The organism is Endozoicomonas sp. SESOKO3, from assembly GCF_024606255.1.
In genome coordinates, this window is sequence record NZ_JAHHPR010000483.1 from 1 (window position 1) to 13,552 (window position 13,552).

Here is a 13,552-nt window from a genome sequence, read left to right on the forward strand (position 1 = left end):
CTGTGCACATAGCTTATTTTTAATAGCAGAAAGCACTCTCTGGTTAACACAAAAGGCTTAAGGTCCTGATAGATGGCTAAAGTAACCCTGAAAACCCTGGCCGAAATGAAACAATCCGGCGAGAAATTTACCAGCCTGACTGCCTATGACGCGACATTCGCCCATCTGGTCAGCACTCAAGGGGTTGAAGTCATTCTGGTAGGAGACTCCCTTGGAAACGTCATACAGGGTAATAGCAGTACGGTTCCCGTTACCGTCGACGACATGTGCTATCACACCCGCTGTGTAGTTCGGGCAGCCCACGATTCCATGATCATGGCAGACCTTCCTTTTGCTTCCTACGCTACCGAAGAGCAGGCAGTGATCAGTGCTGCCAAAATCATGCAGGCCGGTGCCGAAGTGGTGAAACTGGAAGGTGAAGGCTGGTTGCCTCCCATCGTGACCCGTCTCCGGCAACAAGGTATACCTGTCTGCGTTCATATGGGGCTGACCCCACAATTTGTTAATGTCTTTGGCGGCTACAAAGTACAGGGTCGGGAACAGGAAAGAGCCAACAGCATGATTCAGGCAGCCATCGAGCTTCAGGCTGCCGGTGCTGCCATGTTACTACTGGAGTGTGTGCCCAATGATCTGGCACGGGAAATCACTAACGCTGTGGAAATCCCGGTCATTGGCATTGGTGCCGGAGACGGAACCGATGGCCAGATTCTGGTTATACATGACATGCTCCACCTCACTCCGGGTCGCAAGCCCAAGTTTGTCAAAAACTACATGCGGGACAGCACCTCTCCACAGGAAGCTGTGGCCCGGTATGTTGCGGAGGTGAAAGACGGTACTTTCCCGGGGTCGGAACACAGTTTCAACTGAGTTTCTCTATTCAGTCAGGTTCCTGAATGATCTGGCTGAGTGGTATGATCAACACTATCCTGAAACCGCCAAAAGCCAAAAATACTGGTTTTTTTAAGTCACTGACCGTCTGGTTACTCACAATGAAAACACTTCATACCATCGCTGAAATCCAGACTGAGATAGCAGCCTGCAGAGCTGAAGCGAAAACCGTCGGTTTCGTGCCAACCATGGGTAATCTGCATGGCGGTCATCTGACTTTGGTCGAAAAAGCCCAGGAACTCTGCGATGTGGTCGTTGTCAGCATTTATGTTAACCCACTGCAGTTTGGCCCAAATGAAGACTATGACTCTTATCCTCGTACTATGGAGCAGGATCAGCAGCTGCTGATCGAGCAGGGAGTAGACCTGCTCTACACCGCCCAGACGACAGAAATTTATCCTGAAGGCAGCGAACACCACACCCACGTCACTGTCGAAGAGCTTGATGGCATGCACTGTGGTAAGAGCCGTCCGGGCTTTTTCACTGGCATAGCGACTGTGGTCAGCAAACTGTTTAATATTGTTCGCCCCGATGTGGCTGTATTCGGGGAAAAAGACTTTCAGCAGCTGGCAATTATTCGCAAAATGGTCAAAGACTTGTGCATACCTGTTGAGATTGTTGGTGCACCTATTGCCCGCGAAGATACCGGACTGGCTATGAGTTCCCGTAACGGTTATCTGACGCAGAAAGAACGTGAAGAGATAGCTCCTACACTTTATCGCTGCCTGCAATCTGCCCGTGAGGCTATTCAGGCAGGTGAGCGTGATTATGATCTGCTGCGCCGTGACGCTTTTGCAACAATGGCCCAGGCTGGATTCAAGCCGGACTTTTTCAACATCAGCAGTACTGCCACTCTTCTGCCAGCAGGCCCTGAAGATCAGCAGCTAGTCATTCTTGCAGCCGGTTACCTGGGCAAAGCCCGACTGATTGATAACATTACTATCAATTTGTAATGACCCGAATACTGCCGACTGTTGTGCACAACCCCGGCAGTATTTACTCACCCTCCAGAGGTTGAATTGCATCATGACCCCTCTTAAACATCTTTCCTCATCTTCATCACTGGAAACCCTGAAACAAAAAATGGCAGGGACTCACCTGCGAGAACTGTTTTCGGCTGACAAGGATCGATTTGAACGCTACAGCCTGGAAGCAGCTGGCCTGTTTCTGGATTACTCCAAGAACCTGATTAACGACGACGTAATGTCTTCCCTGATGAAGATGGCTGAAGAGGCCAGACTGCCAGAAGCGATTCAGGCCATGTTTCGGGGTGAGAAAATCAATAACACCGAGAAGCGTGCCGTTCTGCACACAGCCCTGCGTAGCTTTGGCACAAACCCGGTTCTGGTAGACGGCGAAGATGTAATGCCCAAAATTCGTGATAGCCACGAGCGCATGAAAGGCATTACTGACTCAGTCCATTCCGGCGAGTGGCAAGGTTTTACCGGCAAATCCATCAAACACATTGTTAACATTGGTATTGGCGGCTCCTATCTGGGTTTGAAGACAGCCATCAATGCCCTGACGCCCTTCCACGTTGATGGGCTCGAACATCACTATGTAGCTAATATTGATCCGAACGAAATTTCCGAGGTTTTCTGCAAAATTGATCCGGAAACGACCCTGTTTATCGTGGCTTCAAAATCCTTTGGCACACTGGAAACTTTGCAGAATGCTCAGGCTGCCCGTGCCTGGATGTTGGCAAAAGGTTGTGCTGAGTCCGACATTCGCAAACACTTTGTGGCTATTTCTACCAACCTCAAAGCCATTGACGAGTTTGGTATCGCCCAGGAAAACACCTTGCCACTGTGGGACTGGGTCGGTGGCCGTTACTCTCTGTGGTCCACCATTGGACTCATGATCAGTCTGGTAGTGGGCTTTGAGAACTTCCGGAAACTGCTGAAAGGCGCCTGGGAGATGGATAAGCACTTTGCCCAAGCGCCTCTGGAAAAAAACATGCCGGTTATCCTGGGTATGCTGGGTGTCTGGTATCAGAACTACTTTGGCTCAGAGTCCCAGGCCGTCATTTCCTATGATTTCTTCCTGCGTGACCTCCCGGGCCATTTGCAGCAAATGGATATGGAAAGTAACGGCAAGCAGACCCGAAAGGACGGCAGCAAGGTCGATTACCAGACAGGTGCCGTTATCTGGGGTGGCACAGGCACCAACGACCAGCACGCCTATCACCAGCTGCTTCATCAGGGTACACGACTGATTCCTGTCGACTTCATTGCCCCGGCTACCAGCCATAATCCACTGGGAGAACAGCATCCTTGGCTATTCGCCAACGCTCTGGCCCAAAGTCAGGCCATGATGCAGGGTAAGCATCTGGATGAAGTCCGTGACGAGTTAACAAAGGCGGGCATGAGCAGTGCCGATGTTGATGTTCTGGCACCTCACAAGGTGATTCCCGGCAACCGTCCCAACAATATGATTGTGCCTGAGAAAATCACTCCGGAAGTCGTGGGTGCCCTGGTGGCACTCTATGAACAGAAAGTCTTTGTTCAGGGAACCCTCTGGCAGATCAACTCTTTTGATCAATGGGGCGTAGAACTGGGTAAGATTCTGGGCAACCGGGTTTATGACCGCCTGAAAGAGAGCGGTATGACTTCCGATCAGGACAGCTCCACCAATGGACTGGTTAATCGTTTTAAGCGTTTTAATGCCTGATTAACACTGATTGATATCCTCCCTGTCCTTAAGAGGCTGTCGCAAAAGGTTGGTTACTCTCCCGTCATTCCCGCCTTCGCGGGAATGACGACCTCAGAAGCGTGGGAACGAATTGTTGGAGTTTTGCGACACCCTCTCAAAGTACGGGGTTTTACGCTTATTCGATAACAGGAACCAGACTCTATTACCGGGAACAAAGAGTTATCGTAACTAACTAATCGGTTAGTGACATTTTAACGACAAATACTTAACTTAAGAAAAAACCAAAATTACAACTATTTGCAAAGCATGGAAGCGGTGAGTTGATTCTAATCTAATCAATCAATTTCAAACTAATGGAGAAAATACTATGGAACCTGTTAGACATTCAATCAACTCGATGAATTTTACATCGCAGCCATTAAATCTGTCGGGTACATCCTATGGGGTTACTTCACAGGCTTCTGATATTGTTAAAAAACTGATGGATAAAGTATCATTCGGAATCCTTGGCACTCAGGGCGTAAAGGACGACAAAAGCAAGGTAGTGTCTGCTACCAGCCTGGCTCCGGTTCTGGGTATGCTTCTGGCGTGTATGGATGATAAAGAGAGGAAAGCATTGGTTCTGGGAATCCCTGCAGATTCCTTGACGGATGAGCTGGAGATTGAAATCCATAAAAAACTCGGTGAATTCAGCGTAAAACACGCTTATGGTGAGCATCCGGATGAAGAACAGGCAATCTCTTGCGCTAACTTATTAGCTTTTGCCAATACCCTCAATAATGAGCAGCTTAATCAAATACTGTCTGAATGTTATCAAACCGAAAAGCTGGATTGTCAAGGCCGTTGGCTGGCCGATGTCACAGATGCTTACGTCAATGAGAAAACCCGGGGAAAAATTAAATCGTTGTTTGGTGGTCTTTCTCAAGGAGAACGAGACAGAATTACAGCGGTTATAGCGAATGTGATGGAGTTCCGGGGTATCTGGGAGCACGAAATGCCTAAACACAGAACGGTCCCCGGCAGATTTCTTTGCGCAAATGGAAGCATTATTAAAAACGTCATTATGATGTGTTCAACTGAAATACTTCAATTTGTTCATAACAAAGATTTTGGTGCCATTGGCAAAAAATTCCGGTCTGCGAATGGTGAAGATCTTAAATTAGTCGCAATAACACCAGCTGATTCAGAAAATCCGACGGCGATCGACAAACTTGATTATGAAACAATTGACCATCTGATTGACAGATTAAACTATCGTGAAGTGAAGCTGGATCTAAAGCTGCCCAAAATAAAAATGACGGATAGTTGTGATACTCACTTACTCGACAAAATTTCTCAGACATTTGGAACCGACATAATAAAGGCTGAAGATTTATCAAGATTAGGCAAACCGGGAGGTCAGCAGCTGGAAATACTTCAGAAGGTCTCTTTATCTGTTGATGAAGAAGGCGCTCATGGTACAGTTGCCACTGCCGCAACAAGAAGGCTAAGGGGCATGTCCAAAGGGTGTTACTTTCACTTTGACTGCCCTGGCTACATTGCTATTGTGGACAGACAAGGTAATCGCTTGCTTGAGATGATGATAAAGGATGGCAGCTTTTTTGAGTTTCAAGGTGAACCTTAAAGACAAAAACAGAAGGCCATTGAATGTCTTGCCATCCGGCAGGAGCTTGCTCTGGCGAGCAAGTCAACACTCCTCCCCGCACTGGATGTACAGGGTATCCAGTTGAGGAAAAAAATGAAATTCGAGAACGGATTTCAATTAAAACGAATTAAGGAGTTCTTTATGTATGGATATACCAAAGACTGGCATTGGTCACGTTGGAACGACTTACACCCTTACACAAGATAATAGTGATGGGGATTCTTCGGGCTCCGGTGTTGAGGCCGTTTATCCTCAGCCAAAATTGACAGCACAACAATATAACCAGGCATCTGCTACTTTCATCGCAGATCGCATTGTTAATACGTCTTCTGAGACAGATGACGCTAATCACAGGGGTTGTGAGAATAGTTCCAAAGTACAGAAAAGGCCACTAACTGATGACTCAGACATAGAATCTCAACGTTGCAAGGTGATTAAAAGTGCTGACACGATTATCTCTAAAGAACTCGCTCATAATCGCCATAAATATGCACGGCTTGCAAGGCAGTGGCTGAGTTATGACCCCATCTACCTCGACACTGAAACCACTGGCCTGAATAAGAACGCCGAAGTTGTAGAGATCAGCATAATTGACAGTTCCGGAAAGATACTACTGGACACCCTGGTAAAACCTGCAAAACCAATCCCCCGGGAAGCCATTGATATTCATGGCATCACTAATGAAATGGTAGAGAATGCCCCTGCATGGGCCGAAATCCATGACGACTTCCTTAAAGTTATAAAAGACAGAACACTGTTAATGTATAACGCTGACTACGACAAGAGAGTTATCCTGCAAAGCTCTGGCCTTGATCGTTTCGACTCTCAGTGCTCAAGGATAGGGTGCGTTATGAAACTTTTCGCTGCCTACTACGGCCAATGGAATCACTACCAGGAAGATTGGCAGTATCAGAAACTAACTGCAGCAGCAGACTATATGGGAGTGAAAGTTGAGGGGCAGGCTCATAGGGCCCTGGCAGACTGCCGTATGACACTAGGCATATTGAAAACCATGGCCGCAACCACTGAACCTGTTGACATCCCCCCGCGCTAAAGAGGGTGTCGCAAAACCTCGCAAAATCCGGTCATCTGAGATAAAGCATTTTTACCGGCCACCTCATGACAACAAGACGGCAAATTTCGCTCCAACAGCCCCTCCATGGTCTGAGTCGCTCGCAGTCCACACCAGCCTTTGAAAGGATAAGCAGACAGCTCAATAGAGATCGTGCATGGGGGGGCTCGGGCCTGGCGCCTGATTCCCAGTCATTCAAACGTAACATTTGTCGTGTAGTCTTTCCTGACACTCAAGGGAGAACTATGCACAGGAATACCCTTTTTCGTGCGACTCAATGGAGCTTCTTCGTTGCCTCATTGTTATCAGGCACATTACTTCTGCTACCCTTTTCTGTTTTGCAGACAGACCGAATCAATCTCAACCAGCTGAGCTGTCAGGTTGATGTATCTAAAGGTGACAAGACATTTCGCATTTATACCCCTTCAGATTGGCAAGCAGAAGCTATGGCGGCTTTATTCTGTGAATCGGTGTTAACGGGAAGCGACTACGCTCGGGTTGAATTATCTTGGAAGCCCAGGGAGCATCTTACGCCTGATGATCTCTTATCCCAACATTTTGATCTCCTATTCAGCCGACCTCGAGTACTCAATGGTCTGGCTCCGGACACGCAGTCTCTCTATCAAGAGACCTTAGTGCTGCCAGCCTACACCATCTATCTGTACGGCCACATACCCATTTATCAACTATCTTCAGCAACACTATATAAACGCAATATTGGATTACTGGACGATAAGCGAAGCCAGTCAGGTTTTCTCGTACCTGAAATCGAGCTCAAAAAACGCGGCGTTGTCCTTAATGATAGTGAAACAAAGTGGTTCAATCATCGAGCCGATCTGGTTGAAGCATTTGTCAAAAACCAAGTCGATTTTATTCCCGCTATCGGTATTGAGCCTGAACTGACCGACTGGCCACCTGAGCAGCGTTTTGAACTGAAAACCATTCCTTCTGCGGGAAGCTGGTACCTGTCCAGAGCATTGAGTCAAGCACTTAGATGTGAAGCCAGTCAATCTTTACTCGAGAGGCACCAACAGTCTCCTGTCATGGGTAATCTGCTAATCAAAACTACTATGGCAACGGATGCCTGCTCATAGCAGCACACTATTTACGACTATGAACACCTATCACGCCACGCCAAATCAATACCGCTCATGTGCACTGTCACTGGTCATCACCTGCCTGATATTCACATTGCTATGCCATGCTAACGAGCTAGCACTTAATTATGTCATACAGTCTGCTCTTGAAGAGTATTTACCCGACGCACTCAACGCCGCCCTGGTAAATAGTTACGATAAGGAGGAACTTTTAAAACGCAGTGCAATGACATTGAAAGCATGGATAGAGAGCGCAAATATAATATCGCTGGCCAATATCTCGATGTTCAGTGATATTGAGGTTTTAGAGATATCTCTAACTCCAAAATCCTCACCACAAGACTCAGATTTATCATTCTATTTAAATAAGCAGGCCTTTAGTCTGGATTGGCAGATTTCTGTCGTTCATTCTGAGATAGCCCTGTTGCTGATGGCAACGCTTAGTGCTCTTGCAGGGCTCGTTTTCTATCTCCAATTGCACCGAACAGGCAGACCGGCCCAGATAAAATCGGCAACCAATGCAGTACCAGAGAATAAACCTATTAGCTCGGAGCACGAAATAACAGCAGATAGTAGTGAGGTGAGTGGCGTGCTTACGAAAAACACTGAGCCGGCATCACCTCATGTTTCTTCTGTGACTAAAGCCGCGCTCAACCTTTCCAAACACACTGTCAGTATTGGTGACAATACTCTCGAAATGTCTAAGACCCCATTTTTCTATTACTACTGGTACGCCAAGCGTAGCCTGGATGGCCTGCCTGCTTATATCAATCCTTGCAGTACCAGACCCGATACAGATAAAGGACACGAGTTAGCACAGATCATGCGTTCTTACAGGGGGCATGCGCGAGCAATCAATGAACTAGAGCAACACGGTCTGAAAGCCAGAACGCTTGATCAAAACCGGAACAAAATTAAAGAAGAAATGAGGGCGCACTTTGGCGACTTGGCCCAAGCGTACTTGTTCGTAAAAAGCAGAGACCAAAAAACCGGGCGCTATCAACACGCACTCATGGATGATAATTTTTTAATAAAAACAATCAGTTAAATTTAAAGATATCTCTAAAAGCTTAGAAAGCTTGTTTTAACATAACCGTCATCAATCCCTTCTAGCTTGGTTATCAACTTTCAAGCACACAAAGGGATAAACTATGAACACCAGATTTGCTGCGTTGGCATTGGCCATCGGTTTAGGGGTTAGTGCCCAAGCAAACGCAATGAATATTCTTTTGACCAACGATGACAGCTGGTCGACAACCAATATTCAGACGCTACATGCTGCTCTCAAGGCGGCAGGTCATGACGTCATCATGTCGGCACCATGCACGGGGCAAAGTGGTAAAGGTGGTGCTGTCCACTTTATGAAGTCGGTCTCGGTTGATCGCACGCAAATCGATAAAGACCAGGTCTGTGTCGGTGACACAGACACTAGCGTTGCATTTGAAGACTATGTCGAAGGTACGCCGGCCATGGCTGCGCTTTACGGTATTGATGTGTATGCTAACGAACGCTGGGGTAAACAGCCTGACCTCGTTATTTCCGGCCCCAATGAAGGCAACAATGTTGGCTTTTCAACCAACATGTCCGGCACCCTGGGGGCAACAAACGCAGCTATCGCACGTGGTATTCCTGCCATCGCCGTCAGCGCTTATGACGGTGAGGCAGACAAAGCGCCTCATGTTGCTAACATTGTCATAGAACTGCTTGATAAGCTGGTTCCCCAGACAAAAGATGGGGCACCAATACTGCCAAAATTCACGGGCCTCAATGTCAACATTCCTGAAGATCCTGCCAATCACCGCGGTTTCAAACACACCCAAGTAGGCTGGAATGCGGGCCACGACAACATGATCGTCAAGTTCACTGACGACTTGTCATCAAGTGACATGCTCATGGGTTATGTGGCAATCGAATTGATAGAAAATGATCCAAGCCTCACCATGGATGAAGCCATGTCCATCGCCAAAGAAATGTATAAGGACAAAGCAGGTATCAGCATGGATTCTGACGCTGAGTACGCTGATCAGTCTGAAAACAGTGAGGGCATTGCTGTCGGCCAGGGTTATGTCACCATCAGCGCTATTCAAGCCAATGTCCAAGGTTCTGTTGCCAAGTCTGAGTGGGTTCGCTACATGCTCAACGAATTGTTTTAAGGAGGCAGCATGAAAAAGCTTTTACTGCTAAGTGCTGCCGCCACCGTTCTGGCAGGCTGTAACGATGGCACGGACGACAACTCGACTATGAGTCAGAGCGACTTTGTGTCCGAATATCAAGGTCAATATGTGGGCAGCCAGCTGGTCGACCAGGAGCCGGTACATCTCGGGCTCACTGTAAACGAAGGTGCATTCTATCTCACTGTAACTGAAGCTGATGAGTCGTCTACCGTTTACACAGGTGACTATAACGAACAAACGAGTAGCCTGAGCTTCAATCAAGGTAATATTCAGTGTCAGCTCGGTGATGTATACCGTTGCGAGTTTGATGGAGACTCGTTTGAACTCAGAATGCACAGCCCGGATGACTGGATCGCAATTGAAAATGTGAGCGGCACATACAGTAATTCTGCTGGTGCCACCTTGACCATTGTTCAATCTGGAGAGCAGGTCTATTTTGAGCTGCCAGACTGCATGCAGTATGGACAAAAAATGGGACCCAATGAAATCAAATTCGACGCTGGCTTCTGCTTTAATCAAGACGAAATAGCGATGATCGAGCCAGAAACTCTTGAGGCGACTGGTGACACACTTAAGGTGACATCGACCAGTCCTTTGCTTGCGGGTTACTGGTTTAAAGGTTAGACGACATTTACCCGTCAACCACTTCAAAAAAAGCCGCCCATACAACCCTGTTTGGGCGGCTTTAATTTTCGATGGCTTTTTGACCCAACAAGGCAACGCTTTACTGCTGCGGCGGCAATAAAATCGCCTGCATCTTCAAAAGCCTGTCTTCAAGCGCTTGCTGATCCGGATCCGCTTCAGACAGTTTCTCTCTGAATACACCTACCAAATCAAGAAATGCCGTCCTGAGTACTTCATTCTGCTGGCTCAGGTCCTGATTCTCCTGCATGACAGCTGGCATGTCTCTTTCCAGGCGAAACTCCAGATCCTCCAACTTGCTCCTCAAGTGCCTCGCTTCTGTTCCAAGCTCAGCATTTCGACGCCCGGCTTTTTCAGCAAATTCACGGGCTTCGTCCAGCTCAGCCTGTGTATCAAGCTCAATCTGTGCCTTTGCTTTGGTCAGTTTCCTGACCTCTTCACGCCACTTTTTCTCCTCTTCTTCCCGGTCACTTGCCATATGTGCAAATTGCTCATTTTCGGCCTTAAGCTCTGTCAGTTGCTTCCTGATTTCTCCCACTTCCAAGGCGGCCTGACGGGCTCGCATTTTATGCTCTTTCTCATGATCTTGAGCCATTCTGAGTGCTTCCCTGAGCTCTGAGATTTGCTGTTCCAACTCATTCTTTTTCCTCATAAGATCCTGATATTCAAAGCGAGAGACACCTCGAGGACCATGAGCCTGAAGATCGGTCAAACTTGTTTCATCGATCGTAGAAACAAGCTGAGTTAAAGAATTGGGTTGATGTGTGGCGGTACTGAGACTGACATAGGCTCCTTCATCGTCAAACTCAACGCCTGACTCCCGGAAATCAAAACCAGGGCCAAGCCTTGGAGCCTGCCCGCTGTTTTCGGACAAAGCTTTCAACCTGTCAATTTCAGCCATGGCCTCAGCGTGTTGTTGCTGCAACAGCTCCAGTTGGCTTTTGGCAGCATTGTAGTCTAATTGAAACACTAATTTAGCCGCCTCTTCTTCATGAAACTTTTGCCGGGACTCGTCCAAATCCTGCCTGAGCTGTTCAAGCTGAGTTCTGCGTTCTCTCTCCCCCCGGGAAAGCTGAGCCTTTTGATCAGAGATCTCCTTGTGCTTAAGCTTCAGCTCCTGCTCAATGGTATCGGCTTTTGAGGCTTTCTCCCTCAGCATGGCTACCTCACTTCTCAGCTCAAGCCGTTCTTTCTCAATTTGCATTTTGGCCTTTTTCTTCTCATCCGTAAGTTGGCGGACCTCTTCAGAGAGCGTGTCTACCTGTTGTCCCAGACGAACAGACTCACTCTCAAACTTTTTATAGCCTGACTTGGCTTGAGCCGCTTCACTGATCGCTCTCTGTTCCGCTTCGGACACGTTGCTCAGTTTTGCTTTCACGGCAATAAGCTGCTGTGTCAGTTCACTCACTCTATCCTCAGACTGGCTATAGTCCTTCCTGAATCTTGCTTCGGATGACTGCAGCGCATCTTCAGCTTTCTTTTTGTGAAGCTTCAGTTCAGTGACCTGAGCGGTCAGCGACTCTATGTGCTGCCTCTGTGAACTCTGGTCTGACTGAGGCTGACTGGAAGCCAGTTTCATTTTTGTTTCTGCTGCCAACAGCTTCTTTGCCATAACCTCTAAGCTCTTGACCTGTTCGGCGAGTTCCTTGTCCGCTTTATGCTTATCTTCCATGTGTCTGCGCAATCCAGCTTGCAGCGTTTCAACCTGCCCTTCCAGAGTTGCCTTGGCGGTATTCCACTGCCTGGATTCAGTCACCCAGGCTCTCACTTCACCCTCTTTCTTCTGCAGCGCTTCCCTTGCGCTTTGCTCTGCCATAGCCGTCTTTTTCAACAGCGACCGGGTCTGTCGCAGATCAGTCTGAACCTGGTTGAGCTTCTCTTTGCTGGCTTTCAGTTCAGTTCCCGTGACTCTCAGTTGTTCAAGTTCTGTCTTCTGCTGATTCAACCAAACTTCCAGCGCTGAAATACGACCGTTAGAACCTTTTAGCCGGGTTTGGGTATCCTTTAACTGTTTTTCCAATTGAGTTTTTTGAGATTCAAGCTCGGTTAAACGCTCTTCACCCAGTCTGAGTGCCTGCTCCAGTCTTTGGCTTTTTTCAAAATACCCGGACGCTTTTTCACTCTTCTTTTTCATAGCAAGATCGAGAGACTTAAACTGGGTCGACAGCTCGCGGTAATGAGCTGTTTCTTTCTCGTACTCCGCCTTCTTCTCTTCCAGCTCCTTATAAAGCTGGATATTGGCATGACTGGCCTGGATTCTTTCATCAGAGACTTGACTGGCGAATTGGGCTCTAAGACGACGCACCTCAGTGTCAGAAGAAAGTTTGTCGGCCTGCAACTTGCCACTGCGCTTTCGCTCTCCATCCAGTTGGGATTGCAGCTGTTCAATCTGAGTTTTCAGGAGGTTCAAACCTTTTTCGGCGTTCTTTGTCTCATCCATGACTTTCGTCATTTCTGCACAGTGGTTTTTTAACTGCCCTTCAACAATCAATGCCCTTGCACGGGCCTGATCTCGCTCATCCCTGATTTTATTCAAATCTTCCGTCTGTTTTTTTGTCAGCGTTTCTAACTGATCGTTTTTATGCTGCAACGCTGTCAGAGTCTCCAGAACGTCTGGTGCTGATCTGAAGCTGGCTTCTGGACTTTGCAACTCTGTCTGCAATCGAATGTTTTCAGGCCCCGGTCCGGAAACTGGCCCCTCCGTCTTTTGCTGATCCCGTAACTGGGCAGTGAGCTGGTTTAGTTTGAAATTCAGTTGGTCAGCACGTTCGGCGTCTCTAGCTTTTTGATCATTGAGTTTATCAATGGCTTTCTGAAAGATACTTATATGACGGTGGGCTTTGGATAAATCTGCCTTTAAAGTACTGACTAATTTATCAACACCTCTCATTCTGTCCTGCTCAGTCAGCGCCTGAATCATTTGCTTTTCATTGTGTTCAGTCTGTCGTGTAAGCTCCTGAACTTTTCTATCCAGTTCATGAGCTTCCTCACCTTTAGCTTGAATCATTAAAGTCTTCTGACGCAACTCATTCTCAAGTGAGCGAACCTGGTCACTCAAAACCTTAAAGACAGCCCTTGGTAAGTTTGGATCGCAAGCTTGTGAGCGCCGCTGACTTCTTCGCTGGATTTCAGCAAGGAAGGATTCATTTAACGTTCCGAATTCATCCAGAAGCTCATTAGCCATTACCTGTATCGCTTCCTGATCCTTAAGCTGACTTCTTAACGCCTGGTCATAGAAGGGAATATCCTTTCCTAATGAAACCTCAGTCTGCCTGACAGTCTCCAAAACTTCACAGAGCTGGGCATGCAGCTCGCAGATGCGCTGGTAATCCTTCTGAATACGCTCATCCATTTTCTCCAGTTCAGCCTGAACGTTAGCATC

Annotated in this window: 10 protein-coding genes; 9 read left to right on the forward strand and 1 reads right to left on the reverse strand. The window is 47.5% G+C overall.

Annotation, left to right across the window (positions count from 1 at the left end):
* The first annotated feature begins 72 nt into the window (after positions 1 to 72).
* From panB to KDK18_RS08295, 9 genes are all read left to right on the forward strand, one after another.
* A complete protein-coding gene (gene panB, locus KDK18_RS08255; protein WP_257254429.1) occupies positions 73 to 867 on the forward strand; it encodes a 3-methyl-2-oxobutanoate hydroxymethyltransferase in 795 nt (264 codons plus the stop codon).
* Positions 868 to 989: 122 nt separating this feature from the next.
* Positions 990 to 1,841, forward strand: a complete 852-nt coding sequence (panC, locus tag KDK18_RS08260) for a pantoate--beta-alanine ligase (protein WP_257254437.1) — start codon at positions 990 to 992, stop codon at positions 1,839 to 1,841.
* 73 nt (positions 1,842 to 1,914) lie between these two features.
* The gene (gene pgi / locus KDK18_RS08265) at positions 1,915 to 3,558 is read left to right on the forward strand and encodes a glucose-6-phosphate isomerase (protein WP_257254430.1); all 1,644 of its coding nucleotides are present in this window, start codon (positions 1,915 to 1,917) and stop codon (positions 3,556 to 3,558) included.
* 463 nt (positions 3,559 to 4,021) lie between these two features.
* Complete coding sequence (locus tag KDK18_RS08270) at positions 4,022 to 5,164, forward strand: serpin family protein (RefSeq protein WP_257254438.1); 1,143 nt, start codon at positions 4,022 to 4,024, stop codon at positions 5,162 to 5,164.
* Positions 5,165 to 5,330: 166 nt separating this feature from the next.
* Positions 5,331 to 6,239 carry a 3'-5' exonuclease gene (locus tag KDK18_RS08275; RefSeq protein WP_257254431.1) on the forward strand — a complete coding sequence of 303 codons (909 nt, stop codon included), beginning with the start codon at positions 5,331 to 5,333 and terminating at the stop codon, positions 6,237 to 6,239.
* Positions 6,240 to 6,502: 263 nt separating this feature from the next.
* Positions 6,503 to 7,351, forward strand: coding sequence for a phosphate/phosphite/phosphonate ABC transporter substrate-binding protein (locus KDK18_RS08280; protein WP_257254432.1), 849 nt, complete (start codon positions 6,503 to 6,505; stop codon positions 7,349 to 7,351).
* Positions 7,352 to 7,370: 19 nt separating this feature from the next.
* Positions 7,371 to 8,402, forward strand: coding sequence for a hypothetical protein (locus KDK18_RS08285; protein ID WP_257254433.1), 1,032 nt, complete (start codon positions 7,371 to 7,373; stop codon positions 8,400 to 8,402).
* A gap of 103 nt (positions 8,403 to 8,505) precedes the next feature.
* A complete protein-coding gene (locus tag KDK18_RS08290) occupies positions 8,506 to 9,507 on the forward strand; it encodes a 5'/3'-nucleotidase SurE (RefSeq protein WP_257254434.1) in 1,002 nt (333 codons plus the stop codon).
* 9 nt (positions 9,508 to 9,516) lie between these two features.
* Entirely contained in the window at positions 9,517 to 10,152 is a 636-nt protein-coding gene (locus KDK18_RS08295; RefSeq protein WP_257254435.1) for a hypothetical protein, read from the forward strand.
* Positions 10,153 to 10,252: 100 nt separating this feature from the next.
* Here KDK18_RS08295 and KDK18_RS08300 read toward each other — a convergent pair.
* A partial coding sequence (locus tag KDK18_RS08300) for a hypothetical protein (RefSeq protein ID WP_257254436.1) occupies positions 10,253 to 13,552 on the reverse strand: 3,300 nt, incomplete at its 5' end.

Excerpts from the sequence above, each read along its gene's own strand:
- panB (WP_257254429.1), top strand. The coding sequence starts at position 73 with ATGGCTAAAGTAACCCTGAAAACCCTGGCCGAAATGAAACAATCCGGC.
- panC (WP_257254437.1), top strand. The coding sequence starts at position 990 with ATGAAAACACTTCATACCATCGCTGAAATCCAGACTGAGATAGCAGCC.
- pgi (WP_257254430.1), top strand. The coding sequence starts at position 1,915 with ATGACCCCTCTTAAACATCTTTCCTCATCTTCATCACTGGAAACCCTG.
- KDK18_RS08270 (WP_257254438.1), top strand. The coding sequence starts at position 4,022 with ATGGATAAAGTATCATTCGGAATCCTTGGCACTCAGGGCGTAAAGGAC.
- KDK18_RS08275 (WP_257254431.1), top strand. The coding sequence starts at position 5,331 with ATGGATATACCAAAGACTGGCATTGGTCACGTTGGAACGACTTACACC.
- KDK18_RS08280 (WP_257254432.1), top strand. The coding sequence starts at position 6,503 with ATGCACAGGAATACCCTTTTTCGTGCGACTCAATGGAGCTTCTTCGTT.
- KDK18_RS08285 (WP_257254433.1), top strand. The coding sequence starts at position 7,371 with ATGAACACCTATCACGCCACGCCAAATCAATACCGCTCATGTGCACTG.
- KDK18_RS08290 (WP_257254434.1), top strand. The coding sequence starts at position 8,506 with ATGAACACCAGATTTGCTGCGTTGGCATTGGCCATCGGTTTAGGGGTT.
- KDK18_RS08295 (WP_257254435.1), top strand. The coding sequence starts at position 9,517 with ATGAAAAAGCTTTTACTGCTAAGTGCTGCCGCCACCGTTCTGGCAGGC.